This is a genomic window from Klebsiella sp. (assembly GCF_027492335.1).
In the GTDB taxonomy this organism is placed as follows: Bacteria; Pseudomonadota; Gammaproteobacteria; order Enterobacterales; family Enterobacteriaceae; genus Klebsiella; species Klebsiella huaxiensis.
Window position 1 is genome coordinate 28,831 of the sequence record NZ_JAPUEW010000049.1, and the last position, 17,915, is coordinate 46,745.

Below are 17,915 nucleotides of genomic sequence, written 5' to 3' on the forward strand. Positions count from 1 at the left end.
AGTTAAAGCGGTTACACTATATGCCAAGTGTATCCTGTCTAACGTGAAGAGAGAAACCGGTGGACCATCAAACCGCAGAAGCGCTGCAAGCATTTACTCAACGTTATTGCGATGCGTGGCAGCAGCAATACTCCAGCCTGCCGCGCAGCGAGGATCTTTACGGCATCCCGTCGCCGTGCATTAACGCGACGGATGATGACGGTGTTTTCTGGCAGCCGCAGCCGTTTTCTTTAGAGCCCAACATTAGTGCAGTTGAACGAGCGCTGGATATTGTGGTACAACAGCCGCTTCATGCTTATTATACCACTCAGTTTGCGGGTGATATGACGGCGCGCTTTGCCGATGAGGCCATGACGCTGCTGCAAACCTGGAGCCCGGATGACTTCCAGCGGGTGCAGGAGAATTTAATTGGTCATCTGCTGGTACAAAAGCGTTTAAAGCTGTCGCCCACATTGTTTATCGCCACGCTGGACAGCGAACTGGATGTGATTTCGGTCTGTAATATGAGCGGTGAAGTGATCAAAGAAACGCTCGGAACCCGTAAACGGACCACGCTTTCTCCCTCGCTTGCGAGTTTCCTTAATTCCCTTAAGCCAGGTCTGTAATCCAAACTACCCAAAACTTTGTGAGAGATCTCTTACAAGACCTGTAAGAGATCGTCATCATTTAAGCCGATCCGTTACCACCCTTGTTTTGATAAAATCAATATTATTCAAGTGATTATAGATTTTTCGATTCTTGCTAACAGCGATAAGTCTTAAGATATTGTCTCAAGAAGGGTTGTAAGACGAGGCGGAATCAGGGATTCTATACGCATCGACAGGGAGTCGAGAGATGAAGTGAACATCAGGATGATGACACTTCTACAGGACCCGCCGGGATGGCGTAGCAAGGACAGGCTTCAGGATGAAGCACAGGATAACGCAGGATAGCGTAAAGGGACACCTCCAGGAGGGAGAACGAGAGCCGGTCGGGATGTTCGGTGGATCAGGAAGATCAGGATAGACTTACGGATGAGTGATTTCACATCGGGGTGGTGTGAAAGCAGGATGCAACAGTTTACGGATGAACATGGTCAGGAGACCTCAGGAAAAGTTTTCAAGGACGAGCAGGGAGCACCAATGTAGCTGGATTGCTGCAAAACGAACCGGGAGCACTGTTTATACAGTGCTCCCTTTTTTATTTCTCTTCTGAATTTGCTATTCTGCGCCGGTTTACAACTCACTGAGGTTCCCCATGACTCTTCACCATCGCGTGCGTGAGCGCCTGCATGCTATTGAAGCGCTGCTGCGCGAAACGGAACACTGGCAGGAAAATGCGCCAGAGAGCCGTGCGTTCGCCAGCGATCAACCGTTCTGCCTTGATACCATGGAACCGCTGGAGTGGTTGCAGTGGGTATTAATCCCGCGTATGCATCAACTTCTGGAAAACGAGATGCCGCTACCGCAGAATTTCGCCGTCGCCTCCTATTATGAGATGGCTCTGGATAATGCCCATCCGGTACGTGAGCAGGTACTAGCGGAACTGGTCCTGCTGGATACGCTGTTTGCGGGCGGTGAGGTCTGATGCTGGAGATCGTCTATCAGGACCAGTGGCTGGTGGCGGTGAACAAGCCTTCAGGTTGGCTGGTGCATCGTAGCTGGTTGGATCGCGATGAAAAAGTGGTGGTGATGCAAACCGTGCGCGACCAGATTGGTCAGCACGTGTTCACTGCCCATCGCCTCGACCGACCCACCTCCGGCGTGCTGCTGATGGGGTTATCGAGCGAAGCGGGAAGACTGCTGTCGCAGCAGTTCGAGCAGCATCAAATGCAGAAACGCTATCACGCGATAGTTCGCGGCTGGCTGAGTGAAGAAGCGGTGCTTGATTACCCGCTGGTCGAGGAACTGGATAAAATCGCCGACAAATTCGCCCGCGAAAATAAAGATCCGCAGCCAGCGGTGACGCATTATCGTGGCCTGGCGACGGTAGAAATGCCGGTGGCAACCGGGCGCTATCCCACGACTCGCTATAGTCTGGTGGAGCTGGAGCCGAAAACCGGGCGCAAACATCAGCTACGCCGCCACTTGGCCCATCTTCGCCATCCGATTATCGGCGATAGTAAACATGGCGATCTGCGTCAAAATCGCAGCGCGGCGGAGCATTTTGGTTGCGAGCGGCTAATGCTGCACGCCAGCCAGTTATCGTTAACGCATCCCTTTACCGGCGAGCCGCTAGTGATTCGTGCTGGTCTGGACGACGTCTGGATGCGCGCTTTGTCGCAGTTTGGCTGGCGCGGCCTTCTCCCGCTAAATGAAAGGGTTGAGTTTGCCGACGACAGCGGTCAGGATGAGTGTGTTGAGGATAATCCAGGGAGATAGTTATGGCGGAAGTCGGAATTTTTGTCGGCACGATGTATGGAAATTCGCTCCTGGTCGCTGAAGAGGCGCAGGCCATTCTGAGCGGACTGGGGCATCAAGCAAAAGTGTTTGAAGATCCAGAGGTCAAAGACTGGGAATCATATACCGGGAAATACGTGCTGGTTGTGACATCGACCACTGGACAGGGTGATTTACCGGATAATATTGTGCAATTGTACGAAGGCATCAAAGACATGTATCAGCCGCATTTGCGCTATGGAATTATCGCGCTTGGCGATAGCACCTACGCCAACTTTTGCGGCGGCGGTATGAAGTTTGATGCGTTATTACAGGAGCAGGGCGGTAAGCGAATTGGCGATATGCTGATGATTGACGCCAGCGAAGATCCGGAACCTGAAAGCGTCTCTAACCCTTGGGTTGAGCGGTGGGCGGCGCTGCTTGCTTAAAAAGTTTCGCCCTCTCCCTACTTAGAGGGCGTCCCTTTTTACTTATTTTCAATGCCAGTGGCCGGATTAACGGTCAAAAAGATCGTAACAATTCTCCGCCATTCGGGCTTCAGGCATTTGCCTTAAAACCCGTGCCATACCAGGGGCTTTACCGGGCTATTTCACGGGGTCAAGAGAGTTGATTCACACTCCTGTCTTTTGTGCCGCTATTTCCCTTTCAGAACAGGCTTTGCTTTTCATTTCCGTGAACTATCCCCCATCCCGTTAGGCATAAGCCACAAATCAGATTTACTACTGCAATGAAAGCTGTGTATTTGCACGGTGAGCCCGCCAACCCCTCTTTTTATACTTTTCCTGCCAGTTACAAATGCAGTGCCAGATATAACGACAATTATGAAAAAACACTAACACGTCATTCTGAGTACCCTACAGGTTGTGCTGTTCAGAATGAACGTAGCTAACGCTATGATTCAGGAGTGCAACAATGAGTTCATTAAGTCAGGCGGCGAGCGGCGCTGAAAAGCGCACCAATGCTCGCTACTGGATAGTGGTGATGCTGTTTATCGTCACATCCTTCAACTACGGTGACCGCGCCACCTTATCCATTGCTGGTTCGGAGATGGCCAAAGATATTGGCCTCGATGCAGTCGGTATGGGGTACGTTTTCTCTGCGTTCTCATGGGCTTATGTTATCGGCCAGATCCCCGGCGGCTGGTTGCTCGACCGCTTTGGTTCAAAACGCGTCTACTTCTGGTCCATCTTTATTTGGTCCATGTTTACCCTGCTGCAAGGCTTCGTCGATATCTTTAGCGGCTTCGGCATTATCATCGCGCTGTTTACGTTGCGATTCCTTGTCGGTTTAGCTGAAGCACCTTCCTTCCCCGGCAACAGTCGCATAGTCGCGGCGTGGTTCCCGGCGCAGGAAAGGGGCACGGCGGTCGCTATCTTTAACTCTGCGCAGTACTTTGCAACCGTTATCTTCGCGCCAATTATGGGGTGGTTGACCCATGAGGTGGGTTGGTCACACGTGTTTTTCTTTATGGGCGGTCTCGGGATTATTATCAGCTTCGTTTGGTTGAAGGTCATTCATGAACCTAACCAGCATCCAGGCGTAAACCAAAAAGAACTGGAGTACATTGCCGCAGGCGGTGCGTTGATCAATATGGATCAGGCGAATGCCAAAGCGAAAGTGCCGTTTAGCGTCAAATGGGGCCAGATCAAGCAGCTACTGGGTTCACGCATGATGATCGGCGTGTACATCGGCCAGTACTGCATTAACGCCTTAACGTACTTCTTTATCACCTGGTTCCCGGTTTATCTGGTACAGGCGCGCGGTATGTCAATTTTGAAAGCCGGTTTTGTTGCCTCGGTTCCGGCCATCTGCGGCTTTGCGGGCGGCGTGCTGGGCGGCATTATTTCCGACTGGCTGATGCGTCGTACCGGCTCGCTGAATATCGCGCGTAAAACGCCAATCGTCATGGGTATGCTGCTGTCGATGGTGATGGTGTTCTGTAACTACGTCAACGTGGAGTGGATGATCATCGGCTTTATGGCGCTGGCCTTCTTTGGTAAAGGTATCGGTGCGCTGGGTTGGGCGGTAATGGCGGATACTGCGCCGAAAGAGATCAGCGGCCTGAGCGGCGGTCTGTTCAATATGTTCGGTAACATTTCCGGTATCGTCACGCCGATTGCTATCGGCTACATCGTTGGTACCACCGGTTCGTTCAACGGCGCGCTGATTTACGTCGGTGTCCATGCGCTGATTGCGGTGCTGAGCTATCTGGTGCTGGTGGGCGATATTAAGCGTATCGAACTGAAACCTGTCGCAGGACAATCATCATGACAACACAATCGAGCCCCGTTATCACGGATATGAAGGTCATCCCGGTGGCCGGGCATGACAGCATGTTGCTCAACATCGGCGGTGCACATAACGCGTACTTTACCCGCAATATCGTCGTGCTTACCGATAACGCCGGGAATACCGGTGTCGGTGAAGCGCCGGGCGGTGAAGTGATTTATCAGACGCTAGTCGATGCTATCCCGATGGTATTAGGCCAGGAAGTCGCCCGCCTGAATAAGGTGGTACAGCAGGTGCATAAAGGTAATCAGGCCGCCGACTTTGATACCTTTGGCAAAGGTGCTTGGACATTTGAGCTGCGGGTCAACGCGGTGGCGGCGCTGGAAGCCGCACTGCTCGACCTGCTGGGCAAAGCGCTCAACGTGCCAGTTTGCGAACTGCTAGGGCCGGGCAAGCAGCGCGATGCGGTCACCGTGCTGGGCTATCTGTTCTACGTAGGCGATCGCACGAAGACGGATTTGCCTTATCTGGAGACGACGCCGGGCAACCATGACTGGTATCACCTGCGCCATCAGCAAGCGATGAACAGCGAGGCGGTAGTGCGTCTGGCAGAAGCCTCGCAGGATCGCTATGGCTTTAAAGACTTCAAACTCAAGGGCGGCGTGCTGCCCGGCGAGCAGGAAATTGAAACCGCCCGTGCGCTGAAAAAACGCTTCCCGGACGCGCGTATTACGGTTGATCCCAACGGTGCCTGGCTGCTGGATGAAGCTATCGCACTGTGTAAAGGGCTAAACGATGTGCTGACCTACGCCGAAGATCCTTGCGGTGCCGAACAAGGTTTCTCTGGTCGCGAAGTGATGGCGGAGTTCCGCCGTGCGACCGGTTTGCCTGTGGCGACCAACATGATTGCCACTAACTGGCGCGAAATGGGTCATGCGGTGATGCTTAACTCGGTGGATATTCCGCTGGCCGATCCGCACTTCTGGACGCTTTCCGGCGCGGTACGCGTGGCGCAGCTGTGCGATGACTGGGGCCTGACCTGGGGTTGCCACTCGAACAACCACTTTGATATTTCGCTGGCGATGTTTACCCATGTTGGTGCAGCAGCACCCGGCAAGCCGACGGCTATCGATACCCACTGGATCTGGCAGGAGGGCGATTGTCGCCTGACCAAAAGTCCGCTGGAGATTAAGAACGGGAAAATTGCTGTTCCGGATGCGCCCGGGCTGGGCGTGGAGCTGGACTGGGATCAGGTTAACAAGGCTCATGAAGCCTACAAGAGACTGCCCGGTGGCGCACGTAATGACGCGGGTCCGATGCAGTATCTGATCCCTGGATGGACTTTTGACCGTAAACGCCCTGTTTTCGGCCGTCACTGATTACGCAAAAAGGATTGAATTATGAGCACTCAATTTACGACTCCAGTTGTTACCGCGATGCAGGTGATCCCCGTTGCGGGCCACGACAGTATGCTGATGAACCTGAGCGGCGCACATGCCCCGTTCTTTACGCGCAATATTGTGATTATCAAAGATAACTCCGGGCACACCGGCGTCGGTGAAATTCCCGGGGGCGAGAAAATCCGCCAGACCCTGGAAGATGCAATTCCGCTGGTGGTGGGTAAAACGCTTGGCGAATATAAAAATGTGCTGAACGCGGTACGTAACCAGTTTGCCGATCGCGATGCTGGTGGACGCGGTTTGCAGACCTTCGATCTGCGTACCACTATTCATGTGGTCACCGGTATTGAAGCCGCAATGCTTGACCTGCTCGGCCAGCATCTGGGCGTAAACGTCGCTTCTCTGTTGGGTGATGGTCAGCAGCGTAGCGAAGTCGAAATGCTCGGTTATCTGTTCTTCGTCGGCAACCGCAAAGCGACGCCGCTACCGTATCAGAGCCAGCCGGATGAGAAATGTGACTGGTATCGCCTGCGTCATGATGAAGCGATGACCCCGGATTCGGTGGTGCGTCTGGCGGAAGCGGCGTATGAGAAATATGGTTTCAACGACTTTAAACTGAAAGGCGGCGTGTTGGCCGGAGAAGAAGAAGCGGAATCAATTGTTGCGCTGGCGAAACGCTTCCCACAGGCGCGTGTGACGCTGGATCCAAACGGCGCGTGGTCGCTCAATGAAGCGATCAAAATTGGTAAGTACCTGAAAGGCTCTCTGGCTTACGCAGAAGATCCATGTGGTGCAGAGCAGGGCTTCTCCGGGCGTGAAGTGATGGCGGAATTCCGTCGGGCTACCGGTCTGCCGACCGCGACCAATATGATCGCCACCGACTGGCGTCAGATGGGGCATACGCTGTCGCTGCAATCCGTCGATATCCCGCTGGCGGACCCGCACTTCTGGACTATGCAGGGCTCAGTTCGCGTGGCGCAGATGTGCCATGAGTTCGGCCTGACCTGGGGCTCGCACTCTAACAACCACTTTGATATTTCGCTGGCGATGTTCACTCATGTCGCGGCTGCGGCACCGGGTAAGATCACCGCCATCGATACCCACTGGATTTGGCAGGAAGGCAATCAGCGCCTGACCAAACAGCCGTTTGAAATTAAAGGCGGCATGGTGCAGGTACCGGCGAAACCGGGTCTGGGCGTAGAGCTCGATATGGATCAGGTGATGAAAGCCCACGAGCTGTATCAGAAACACGGTCTGGGCGCGCGCGATGACGCTATGGGGATGCAGTATCTGATCCCAAACTGGACGTTTGACAACAAGCGTCCGTGCATGGTGCGCTAAGAAAATGCCGGTTCCTGCGGGGACCGGCATATTCGCGTTACCGGGTAAATGCTCATTTTAAGGACAGCTTATGAAGATAGTGATCGCACCGGATTCATACAAGGAGAGCCTGAGTGCGCTGGATGTTGCAACCGCGATAGAGCAGGGTTTTCGGGAAATTTATCCGGACGCGGAGTATGTCAAACTGCCGGTTGCGGACGGTGGCGAAGGAACCGTCGAAGCCATGGTCGCAGCTACTCAGGGGTATCAGGTTGAGGTCACCGTCACCGGGCCGCTTGGTGAACCTGTTGCGGCTTTTTACGGACTTTCAGGCGACAAGCAGTGCGCTTTTATCGAAATGGCGGCGGCGAGTGGTCTGGAGAGCGTGCCTTCGGCGCGACGTAACCCTCTGCTGACCACGTCATGGGGGACGGGAGAGCTTATTCGTCATGCGCTGGACGCAGGCGTGAAGCAGATTATTATCGGCATCGGCGGCAGCGCCACTAACGATGGCGGAGCCGGAATGGTACAGGCGCTAGGGGCGAAGCTGCTGACCCACGACAACCAGCAGATTGCGCTCGGCGGCGGTGCTCTGGATAGCCTGGCGCGTATTGACATCAGCGAGCTTGATGAACGTCTGGCTGAATGTCGTATTGATGTCGCCTGCGATGTGACTAATCCGCTGACTGGCCCGCAAGGGGCTACGGCGGTATTTGGCCCGCAGAAAGGAGCGACGGCGGAGATGATCGCCCGCCTGGATAAGGCGCTGGCCCATTTTGCCGGGATTATTCATCGCGATTTAGATCTCGACGTGCTGAACCTTGAAGGTGGCGGCGCGGCGGGCGGTATGGGAGCTGGCTTGTACGCCTTTTGCGGCGCGAAGCTGCGACCAGGAATTGAGATTGTCACCGACGCGTTGCATCTTGCCGATATTGTAGCGGATGCGGACCTGGTAATTACAGGCGAAGGGCGTATCGACAGCCAGACGATTCACGGTAAAGTGCCGGTTGGCGTGGCGAGGGTGGCTAAATGTTACAACCTTCCGGTGATTGGTATCGCCGGTAGCCTGACGGCGGACGTTGGTGTGGTGCACGATCACGGTCTGGATGCGGTATTCAGCGTGATTTATTCCATTTGCACGCTTGATGAGGCACTTGAAAATGCCGCCGAAAACGTGCGCATGACGGCGAGAAACGTCGCTGCGGTGCTGAAAATGGGGCAAGTATTATAAGTTTTCCCCGGTCGTGCAGCGGTATGACCGGGGATGACGATTTAAATGCCCATCAGCTTGCATGCTTCGCGTACGACGTTATCCATTTCATCCAGCAATTCAAGAAACTCCGGCTCTAGTTCTTCGGCGACGGTACCTGAGCGTAGCTGAGTCTCGATGGTCTGACACAATTTCTTCAAGCGAGGAACGCCGCTGTAGCCACAGCTGCCGTGGAGTTTATGAATCAAATCCAGCAACCCTTCCGGCTGCTCGCCGACCAGTTGCTCTTCCACTCTATTACGAACTTCCGGCATAAAGGCGATCAGCATCTGCAGCATTTCCTGCGCCAAATCTGGTTTCATCGCCGCCTGGCGTAGCGCCAGCTGCCAGTTCAGGGTGACGTTATGATCGATTGGCAGTTCGACAGCCTCAGTTACCGCGAGCGGTGCAACATTCTTGCCCGGCTGATAGCGCAGCAGCAGGCTGTAGAGCTTGTCTTCTTCAATCGGTTTCGCCAGATAATCATTCATTCCCGCGCTCAGGAGCTTTTCGCGCTGGCCTTCCAGCGCGTGCGCCGTCACGGCAATGACCGGGGTTTGCTGTTGATGAGGGAGCTGGCGAATCAGTTCACAGGCGCGAATACCGTCCATTTCTGGCATCTGAATATCCATCAGAATCAGATCCAGCTGCTTTTCTTTAGCCTCTTCGACGGCATTCTGGCCGCTGTCGCAAAGGATGACGTGCTGAACCAGATCTTCCAGCAGAGCCCCGATGAGCTTCAGGTTTGCCGGGTTATCATCGACCGCCATCACTGTCATCGGCAGTTTTTTACCATCTGAATGCGGTAATAAGATGGTGGGTTGCGTCTGACATGAAGCCGTCAGTGCCGGGAGTAGGCGCGTTGAGGTCAACGGTTTGAGTAAGCAGGCCGCTACGCCATCTTCTTTAAGCGCTTCGGCGCTGACCTGGGCGTGGCACGGCAGCGCCAGCAGCAGGTGATCCGCAAGCTTGCAGGCCCTTGTCAGCTTATCGCGATGCTGCTCCAGCTCGCGTACCGCCACTGGAATACCGGCTAACAGAATATCGTAATGAGCATCAGGCAGGGCGGACATGGTTGGGCTATAGACCACCTCTAACGGCGTTGTTGCCAGCAGTTCCATGGTGCACTGCGCCGCCATGGCGTTAGCTTCAATATAGGCCAGCTTTTTGCCTGTCAGACAGTCGGTTGACACGCTATCGGGGACAGCGTTAGGGTTAAGATCGAGGCTGATATGGAACCAGAACGTTGAGCCGCGATTAGGCTGGCTGTGGAATGAAATATCGCCGCCCATCTCCTTCACCAGGCGCTGGGTGATGACCAGCCCCAGCCCGGTACCGCCATGGCGGCGGGAAATACTGGCGTCAGCCTGGCGGAAAGCCTGGAACAGGCGTGACTGATCGCGCTCTGGAATACCGATACCGGTGTCGTGGATTTGTACTTCAATTTGCACTCTGGAGTTGCTAATTGTGCGCTGTTCCACCAGTACGTCGATATTGCCGTATTCGGTGAATTTAATGGCGTTACCCATCAGGTTGGTCACAATTTGCTGCAGGCGCAGCGGGTCGCCAATCACATTATCCGGAACATCATTTTTGATGTTCAGCGTCAGCTCCAGGCCTTTATCATGCGCTGAATGCGCTAATAATGTGACCACTTCATCCAACGAGTTGCGCAGCAGGAATGGGATACTTTCCAGAATCAGCTTGCCCGCTTCGAGCTTAGAGAAGTCCAGAACATCGTTAATGATTGCCAGCAGATTGTTGGCTGAACGCTCAATAGTCGTCAGGTGATCGCGCTGGGTGGTATTTAAATTGGTTTTCAGCGTCAGGCGCGTGAAGCCGATTACGCCGTTTAGCGGGGTGCGCAGCTCGTGGGACATATTAGCCAAAAACTCGGATTTAATTCGAGCGGCTTCCTGAGCACGCTTTTTCGCCAAATCCAGTTCGACGTTCTGAATCTCCATCTGCTCAAGCGTTTCACGCAGGTCGGACGTGGCCTGATCGACGTTATGCTGCATCTCTTCATGATAGGCCGCCAGCGACATGGCCATCGAGTTAATGCCGTTTTTGAGCATATCCAGTTCGCCGAGCATAAAGCCCTCGACGCGGCTATCAAGCTGGCCGCGGCGAATGCGGTCGACGGTATTCACCATATTGCGAATCGGACCTGTGACATCGCGCATCAGTCGCCAGCCGAAGATCAACGCAATACCGATACAGAAAAGCATCATCACGCTGGAGATGAAAATCTCTTTGTACTGCTGCAGCCGTACCGACTTGAGATCCAGCTCAAGGGCCACGTAGCCCAGCATGTTGCCTGGCATTTTAGCATCAGTCCCCGGTGATTCATCAGGTGAATAGCTTTCCGAGACGATCGGGGTGCGCAAAATCATCAAGTCACCATTGCGAATCACGCTTAAGCGCCGAGGGAAAGGAGCCCCCTTGGGAAGCTGAAGTTCGCCGGGATCAAGCTGAAAGTTGGAGGTGACAAACAGCTTGTTATGCGAGTCGTAGATAGAAATTGCGCGCACGATATCGGAATGGCGGCGGTGCAAAACGCTAATCAGCTGCCTGATGGACTCGCGGTTTTGCAGATTCATACCATATTCACTGGAAACCGCCAGCGGCTCAATAATACTGGCTCCAGCATCTTCCAGCTGGCGCTGAAGGTCGTTATAGCGGTGTGCGACGAAGAAAATACTGAGCAACAAACCGATCAGAACGGTGGGCGCCAGAATTAGAATCATCATGCGAGCACGAAGGCTGTAGTTGGTCATGTGGTTCCATTATGGGAGAATATATAAATTATCCTTCAGACTGCTTTCATGTCGGCTTCACTTGCTTGCCGCCGACGCATCTCTGAACGATCTCGTTATATTTAATTGAGACAAATCTCTACGATGGCGCAATTCTACTCTGCAAAACGGCGTGTGACGACGCGCCAGATCATAACCGTTACAGTCAGTGACCTTGACCCTTTTGGTCAAGGCGTTGCGCGTCATCAGGGTAAAGCGCTGTTTGTCAGCGGCTTATTGCCGCAAGAGCAGGCGGAAGTTGTCCTGGTCGAAGATAAAAAACAGTATGCCCGCGCGCAGGTTAAACGCCGTCTTAGCGACAGCCCGCAACGAGAAACACCGCGCTGCCCGCATTTTGGCGTCTGCGGAGGGTGCCAGCAACAGCACGCCAGCATCGACCTGCAGCAGCAGAGTAAACGCGCTGCACTTGCCAGGCTAATGAAACGCGATGTCGATGACATTATAGCCGCTTCACCTTGGGGCTACCGTCGGCGGGCGCGGTTGAGCTTGAATTATCAGCCAAAGACCCAACAATTACAGGTAGGCTTCCGGAAGGCTAATTCAAACGAAATTGTTGACGTGGTGCAGTGCCCTGTTTTGGTGCCCACTCTTGGTGCGTTATTGCCTGCGGTGCGGGAGTGTCTTTCCGAATTGAAATCGGTTCGTCAGCTTGGTCATGTCGAGTTGGTGCTGGCGGATAACGGTCCGTTGATGGTATTGCGCCACACTGCCACCCTTTCTGCGGCAGATAAAGAAAAACTGGAACGCTTTTCGCAATCTCACGGTCTTTCCCTGTATCTGGCACCGCAAAGCGAGATACTGGAGCATATTAGCGGGGAATCTCCCTGGTACACATCTGACGGTCTACGCTTAGTGTTCAGCCCGCGCGATTTTATCCAGGTGAACGATGGCGTAAACCAGCTTATGGTGCGCACGGCGCTGGAGTGGCTGGATCTTCAGCCAGAGGACCGGGTGCTGGATCTGTTCTGCGGGATGGGGAATTTTACCCTACCGTTGGCAAAGCGTGCTGCGCAGGTCGTCGGCGTAGAAGGGGTTCCCGCTCTGGTGGAAAAGGGGCGCGAGAACGCAACGCTCAACGGATTGCACAATGTAACGTTCTTTCATGAGAATCTGGAAGAAGACGTCACTCGGCAGGCCTGGGCGAAGCACGGTTTTGATAAAATTTTGCTCGACCCGGCGCGAGCCGGTGCGGCGGGCGTAATGTTACATATTATAAAGTTAGCCCCGCACCGGGTGGTGTATGTTTCTTGTAACCCCGCGACGCTGGCGCGCGATAGTGACGTTTTATTACAGGCGGGATATACCATTCAACGCCTGGCGATGCTGGATATGTTCCCCCATACCGGGCATCTGGAATCAATGGTGTTGTTTGAGCACAAGCATACACAAAATCATTCGAATCGCATCGAGGCGGCAACGGAGTGAATCCCCAGGAGCTTACTCAAGTCAGTGACCGAGGTGAGCGAAGGAAGCCAACATTGGTGCGGTTTGAAGAATGAAGTGTAAAGTTAAGGCTTGCCGACTTCGGCAGGCCGGTCCCTTAAGGAGAGGACAATGGTTGCGGTAAGAAGTGCACATCTAAATAAAGCTGGTGAATTTGACCCGAAGAAATGGATCGCGAGTCTGGGAATTTCCAGCCAGCAGTCGTGTGAACGCTTAGCCGAAACCTGGGATTACTGTCGAGAGAAAACGCAGGGACACCCGCAGGCCGATCTGCTGCTGTGGCGCGGCGTGGAGATGGTGGAGATTCTCTCCATGCTCAGCATGGATATCGACACGCTGCGGGCGGCGTTGCTTTTCCCGCTGGCGGACGGCAACGTCGTCAGCGAAGAAGTCATGCAGGAGAGCGTAGGTAAATCCGTCGTTACCCTCATTCACGGCGTGCGGGATATGGCCGCCATACGTCAGCTTAAAGCCACCCATACCGACTCGGTCTCTTCTGAACAGGTGGACAACATTCGCCGCATGCTGCTGGCGATGGTCGATGATTTCCGCTGCGTGGTTATCAAACTTGCCGAGCGGATTGCCCATCTGCGCGAAGTGAAAGATGCGCCGGAAGATGAGCGCGTGCTGGCGGCGAAAGAGTGCACCAATATCTACGCGCCGCTGGCCAACCGCCTGGGGATCGGTCAGCTCAAGTGGGAACTGGAAGATTACTGCTTCCGCTATCTGCATCCGGCGGAATACAAACGCATTGCTAAGTTGCTGCATGAACGGCGTATCGATCGTGAACATTACATCGACGAATTTGTGGGCCATTTACGCTCGGAAATGAAAACCGAGGGCGTCAAAGCCGAAGTGTACGGGCGACCAAAGCATATCTATAGCATCTGGCGCAAAATGCAGAAAAAGCACCTCGCATTTGACGAGCTGTTTGATGTGCGTGCGGTGCGCATTGTCGCCGAGCGTCTGCAGGATTGTTATGCCGCGCTGGGCATTGTACATACTCACTACCGTCATCTGCCGGATGAGTTTGACGACTATGTTGCCAATCCGAAGCCCAATGGCTATCAGTCGATTCACACCGTGGTGCTGGGACCCGGCGGCAAAACGATAGAAATTCAAATTCGTACTAAACAGATGCATGAAGATGCTGAGCTGGGCGTGGCTGCGCACTGGAAATATAAAGAGGGCGCCAGCGCGGGGGCCAGCGGCGCGCGCGGTTACGAAGATCGCATTGCCTGGCTGCGTAAGCTGATCGCCTGGCAAGAAGAGATGGCGGATTCCGGCGAAATGCTGGATGAGGTTCGCAGCCAGGTCTTTGATGACCGGGTTTACGTCTTTACGCCGAAGGGCGACGTTGTGGATTTACCTGCCGGCTCAACGCCGCTTGATTTTGCCTACCATATTCACAGCGATGTCGGACATCGCTGCATCGGAGCAAAAATCAGCGGGCGCATCGTACCTTTTACCTACCAGCTGCAAATGGGCGACCAGATTGAAATCATCACCCAGAAACAGCCGAACCCGAGCCGCGACTGGCTGAACCCGAACCTTGGCTACGTCACGACCAGCCGTGGGCGTTCCAAGATTCATGCCTGGTTCCGCAAGCAGGATCGCGATAAAAATATTCTTGCCGGGCGGCAGATCCTCGATGACGAGCTTGAGCATCTGGGTATCAGCCTGAAGGATGCGGAAAAACATCTGTTGCCGCGCTACAACTTTAACGAGCAGGACGAGCTGCTGGCTGCGATTGGCGGCGGTGATATTCGTCTCAACCAAATGGTAAACTTCCTGCAAGCGCAGTTCAATAAACCGAGCGCCGAGGAGCAGGATGCCGCCGCGCTGAAACAGCTGCAGCAGAAAACCTATACGCCGCAGAATAACCGCAGCAAAGATAACGGCCGGGTGGTGGTTGAGGGCGTTGGTAACCTGATGCACCATATTGCGCGTTGCTGTCAGCCGATTCCTGGCGATGAGATTGTCGGTTTTATTACTCAGGGACGTGGGATCTCGGTGCATCGCGCGGATTGCGATCAGCTTGCGGAATTACAATCGCATGCCCCGGAGCGCATTGTGGACGCGGTGTGGGGAGAAAGCTACTCGGCGGGCTACTCGCTGGTCGTGCGTGTTCAGGCTAACGATCGTAGCGGCCTACTGCGCGATATCACCACCATTCTTGCCAACGAGAAGGTCAACGTGCTGGGCGTTGCCAGCCGCAGTGATACCAAACAGCAGCTTGCCACAATCGATATGACCATTGAGATCTACAACCTGCAGGTGCTGGGCCGTGTGCTTGGCCGGCTGAATCAGGTACCGGATGTGATTGACGCCCGTCGTCTTCACGGCGGTTAAGATCGCTATTCTTTATAAGCCGGGTCAGGCGAAAGCCACCACCCGGCTTCTCTTAATCAGGAAAGACCCATGACCCAAATCGACCGGCTGCTCGGTATCATGCAGCGCTTGCGGGACCCGGAAAATGGCTGCCCATGGGACAAAGAGCAGACTTTTGCCACCATCGCCCCCTACACCCTTGAAGAGACCTATGAAGTGCTTGACGCTATTGCCCGCGAAGATTTCGACGATCTGCGTGGCGAGTTGGGCGATCTGCTATTCCAGGTCGTGTTCTATGCTCAGATGGCACAGGAAGAGGGGCGTTTTGATTTCAACGATATCTGCGCCGCGATCAGCGACAAGCTGGAGCGCCGTCACCCGCATATTTTCGGCGATGCTTCTGCGGGTAACAGCAGCGAAGTACTGGCGCGTTGGGAACAAATTAAAAGTGCGGAGAGGGCCGAAAAGTCTCAGCATTCTGCGCTGGACGATATTCCACATAGCCTGCCTGCGCTGATGCGTGCGCATAAAATCCAGCGACGCTGCTCGGCAGTAGGTTTTGATTGGACTTCGCTTGGCCCGGTTTTGGACAAAGTGCACGAAGAGATTGATGAAGTCATGCACGAGGCGCAGCAGGCGGTGATTGATGAAGCTAAACTGGAGGAGGAAGTCGGCGACTTGCTGTTTGCAACGGTCAACTTATCCCGCCATTTAGGGGTGAAAGCCGAAGTTGCATTGCAAAAAGCGAACCTCAAGTTTGAGCGCCGTTTCCGTGAAGTTGAGCGGATTGTCGCCGCGCGAGGCCTGGAAATGACCGGTGTTGACCTCGATACCATGGAAGATGTGTGGCAAGAGGTAAAACGCCAGGAAACTGATCTCTAAAGGGTTTTCGTGATCAAGCGCTATTTGTGTGATTTTTTAAATAACAAGCGCTTGATTTACGTCAAAAACATTTCGCCAAAAGCGGCTATTTTCTCACTCCCCGCGTTTGTGTGGGCCTGATGAAAAGGAGGGATAATGAAAGTTTGTGGCGTCAGTCATGATCGGGTATACTGCTTTCCCGTCCTGGTTATTCCATCGTCTTTTAAACCTAACTTCTCAGGTTCAGCATGACAACGAACTATATTTTTGTGACCGGCGGGGTCGTATCCTCTCTGGGTAAAGGCATTGCCGCAGCTTCCCTCGCAGCCATTCTCGAAGCCCGCGGGCTTAACGTGACCATGATGAAACTGGATCCGTACATCAACGTCGATCCGGGCACCATGAGTCCAATCCAACACGGGGAAGTGTTCGTTACTGAAGACGGCGCTGAAACCGATCTGGACCTGGGTCACTACGAGCGCTTTATTCGCACCAAGATGACCCGTCGTAACAACTTCACTACTGGCCGTATCTACTCTGATGTCCTGCGCAAAGAGCGCCGTGGTGATTATCTGGGCGCAACCGTACAGGTTATTCCGCATATCACCAACGCTATCAAAGAGCGTGTACTGGCCGGCGGCGAAGGCCATGATGTGGTGCTGGTTGAAATCGGTGGCACCGTTGGCGATATCGAGTCGCTGCCGTTCCTCGAAGCGATTCGCCAGCTGGCGGTGGATATCGGTCGTGAAAACGCGCTGTTTATGCATTTGACTCTGGTGCCGTACCTGGCCGCTGCGGGTGAAGTCAAAACCAAACCCACTCAGCACTCCGTTAAAGAGCTGCTCTCCATCGGTATTCAGCCTGACATTCTGGTCTGCCGCTCCGATCGCGCTATTCCGGCGAACGAACGTGCCAAAATTGCATTGTTCTGCAATGTGCCAGAAAAAGCGGTTATTTCGATGAAAGATGTCGATTCCATTTATAAAATTCCAGGCCTGTTGAAATCCCAGGGGCTGGACGATTATATTTGTAAACGATTCAGCTTAAACTGTCCGGAAGCGAACCTAGCCGAATGGGAACAGGTTATCTACGAAGAAGCAAACCCGGCAGGTGAAGTCACCATCGGTATGGTTGGCAAGTACATTGAACTGCCGGATGCCTACAAATCGGTGATTGAAGCGCTGAAGCACGGTGGTCTGAAAAACCGCGTAACCGTTAACATCAAGCTGATCGATTCGCAGGATGTCGAAACGCGCGGCGTCGAAATTCTGAAAAATTTAGACGCTATCCTGATTCCTGGTGGCTTTGGCTATCGCGGGGTTGAAGGTAAGATTGCCACTGCGCGCTATGCGCGTGAAAATAACATTCCATATCTGGGTATTTGCCTGGGTATGCAGGTTGCGCTGATTGAGTTTGCGCGCAACGTAGCGGGGATGGAAAACGCCAACTCCACGGAATTTGTGCCAGACTGTAAGTACCCGGTTGTGGCCCTCATTACCGAATGGCGTGATGAAGAAGGTAATGTCGAAGTGCGTTCTGATAAGAGCGACCTCGGCGGTACGATGCGCCTTGGCGCGCAGCAGTGCCAGTTGAGCGACGATAGCCTGGTGCGCCAGCTGTACGGTGAGCCAACCATTACCGAACGCCATCGCCACCGCTATGAAGTCAACAACATGCTGTTGAAACCGATTGAAAATGCGGGCCTGCGTATTGCGGGACGTTCCGGGGATGATCAGTTGGTCGAGATCATCGAGGTGCCGAATCATCCGTGGTTTGTCGCCTGTCAGTTCCATCCGGAGTTTACTTCGACGCCGCGTGATGGTCACCCGCTGTTTGCTGGCTTTGTGAAAGCCGCCGGTGAGTACCAGAAGCGTCAGGCGAAGTAAAA

Annotated in this window: 13 protein-coding genes; 12 read left to right on the forward strand and 1 reads right to left on the reverse strand. The window is 54.0% G+C overall.

Going from position 1 to position 17,915, the window contains the following annotated elements; translation table 11 throughout:
• The first annotated feature begins 59 nt into the window (after window positions 1–59).
• The 8 genes from syd (at window position 60) to QVF11_RS15125 (ending at window position 8,558) form a co-directional block, all read left to right on the forward strand.
• Window positions 60–605: a SecY-interacting protein gene (gene syd / locus QVF11_RS15090; protein ID WP_287858038.1), complete on the forward strand. Its 546-nt coding sequence runs from the start codon at window positions 60–62 to the stop codon at window positions 603–605.
• A gap of 631 nt (window positions 606–1,236) precedes the next feature.
• Window positions 1,237–1,566 (forward strand): YqcC family protein, encoded by a 330-nt coding sequence (locus tag QVF11_RS15095; RefSeq protein WP_287858040.1) that lies wholly within the window; start codon window positions 1,237–1,239, stop codon window positions 1,564–1,566.
• A complete protein-coding gene (gene truC / locus QVF11_RS15100) occupies window positions 1,566–2,360 on the forward strand; it encodes a tRNA pseudouridine(65) synthase TruC (RefSeq protein WP_287858042.1) in 795 nt (264 codons plus the stop codon). Before QVF11_RS15095 ends, truC begins: the two co-directional genes overlap by 1 nt.
• Before the next feature lie 2 nt (window positions 2,361–2,362).
• Window positions 2,363–2,806 carry a flavodoxin gene (locus tag QVF11_RS15105; RefSeq protein WP_112213889.1) on the forward strand — a complete coding sequence of 148 codons (444 nt, stop codon included), beginning with the start codon at window positions 2,363–2,365 and terminating at the stop codon, window positions 2,804–2,806.
• Window positions 2,807–3,290: 484 nt separating this feature from the next.
• Window positions 3,291–4,649 carry a galactarate/glucarate/glycerate transporter GudP gene (gene gudP / locus QVF11_RS15110; RefSeq protein ID WP_142514551.1) on the forward strand — a complete coding sequence of 453 codons (1,359 nt, stop codon included), beginning with the start codon at window positions 3,291–3,293 and terminating at the stop codon, window positions 4,647–4,649.
• Window positions 4,646–5,986 (forward strand): enolase C-terminal domain-like protein, encoded by a 1,341-nt coding sequence (locus tag QVF11_RS15115; protein WP_110275878.1) that lies wholly within the window; start codon window positions 4,646–4,648, stop codon window positions 5,984–5,986. The genes gudP and QVF11_RS15115 overlap by 4 nt, the downstream gene beginning before the upstream one ends.
• A 21-nt stretch (window positions 5,987–6,007) precedes the next feature.
• A complete protein-coding gene (gene gudD / locus QVF11_RS15120) occupies window positions 6,008–7,348 on the forward strand; it encodes a glucarate dehydratase (RefSeq protein WP_287858044.1) in 1,341 nt (446 codons plus the stop codon).
• 70 nt (window positions 7,349–7,418) lie between these two features.
• A complete protein-coding gene (locus QVF11_RS15125; protein WP_287858045.1) occupies window positions 7,419–8,558 on the forward strand; it encodes a glycerate kinase in 1,140 nt (379 codons plus the stop codon).
• Window positions 8,559–8,599: 41 nt separating this feature from the next.
• Here QVF11_RS15125 and barA read toward each other — a convergent pair whose 3' ends face one another.
• Window positions 8,600–11,353, reverse strand: coding sequence for a two-component sensor histidine kinase BarA (barA, locus tag QVF11_RS15130; protein WP_112213884.1), 2,754 nt, complete (start codon window positions 11,351–11,353; stop codon window positions 8,600–8,602).
• 123 nt (window positions 11,354–11,476) lie between these two features.
• Here barA and rlmD point away from each other — a divergent pair, with 123 nt between their 5' ends.
• The 4 genes from rlmD to pyrG all read left to right on the forward strand — a co-directional run bounded on the left by rlmD (window position 11,477) and on the right by pyrG (window position 17,913).
• Entirely contained in the window at window positions 11,477–12,817 is a 1,341-nt protein-coding gene (rlmD, locus tag QVF11_RS15135) for a 23S rRNA (uracil(1939)-C(5))-methyltransferase RlmD (RefSeq protein ID WP_287858047.1), read from the forward strand.
• A gap of 129 nt (window positions 12,818–12,946) precedes the next feature.
• On the forward strand, window positions 12,947–15,187 hold the full coding sequence (relA, locus tag QVF11_RS15140) for a GTP diphosphokinase (RefSeq protein ID WP_112213882.1): 2,241 nt from the start codon (window positions 12,947–12,949) through the stop codon (window positions 15,185–15,187).
• A 69-nt stretch (window positions 15,188–15,256) separates the two neighbouring features.
• The gene (gene mazG / locus QVF11_RS15145) at window positions 15,257–16,048 is read left to right on the forward strand and encodes a nucleoside triphosphate pyrophosphohydrolase (RefSeq protein ID WP_112213881.1); all 792 of its coding nucleotides are present in this window, start codon (window positions 15,257–15,259) and stop codon (window positions 16,046–16,048) included.
• Window positions 16,049–16,275: 227 nt separating this feature from the next.
• Window positions 16,276–17,913 carry a glutamine hydrolyzing CTP synthase gene (gene pyrG / locus QVF11_RS15150; protein ID WP_112213880.1) on the forward strand — a complete coding sequence of 546 codons (1,638 nt, stop codon included), beginning with the start codon at window positions 16,276–16,278 and terminating at the stop codon, window positions 17,911–17,913.
• Window positions 17,914–17,915: the final 2 nt, after the last annotated feature.

Coding starts and splice junctions, on each gene's coding strand:
- mazG (WP_112213881.1), top strand. CDS start 15,257: ATGACCCAAATCGACCGGCTGCTCGGTATCATGCAGCGCTTGCGGGAC.
- QVF11_RS15105 (WP_112213889.1), top strand. CDS start 2,363: ATGGCGGAAGTCGGAATTTTTGTCGGCACGATGTATGGAAATTCGCTC.
- QVF11_RS15115 (WP_110275878.1), top strand. CDS start 4,646: ATGACAACACAATCGAGCCCCGTTATCACGGATATGAAGGTCATCCCG.
- barA (WP_112213884.1), bottom strand. CDS start 11,353: ATGACCAACTACAGCCTTCGTGCTCGCATGATGATTCTAATTCTGGCG.
- QVF11_RS15095 (WP_287858040.1), top strand. CDS start 1,237: ATGACTCTTCACCATCGCGTGCGTGAGCGCCTGCATGCTATTGAAGCG.
- QVF11_RS15125 (WP_287858045.1), top strand. CDS start 7,419: ATGAAGATAGTGATCGCACCGGATTCATACAAGGAGAGCCTGAGTGCG.
- relA (WP_112213882.1), top strand. CDS start 12,947: ATGGTTGCGGTAAGAAGTGCACATCTAAATAAAGCTGGTGAATTTGAC.
- truC (WP_287858042.1), top strand. CDS start 1,566: ATGCTGGAGATCGTCTATCAGGACCAGTGGCTGGTGGCGGTGAACAAG.
- gudP (WP_142514551.1), top strand. CDS start 3,291: ATGAGTTCATTAAGTCAGGCGGCGAGCGGCGCTGAAAAGCGCACCAAT.
- gudD (WP_287858044.1), top strand. CDS start 6,008: ATGAGCACTCAATTTACGACTCCAGTTGTTACCGCGATGCAGGTGATC.
- pyrG (WP_112213880.1), top strand. CDS start 16,276: ATGACAACGAACTATATTTTTGTGACCGGCGGGGTCGTATCCTCTCTG.
- rlmD (WP_287858047.1), top strand. CDS start 11,477: ATGGCGCAATTCTACTCTGCAAAACGGCGTGTGACGACGCGCCAGATC.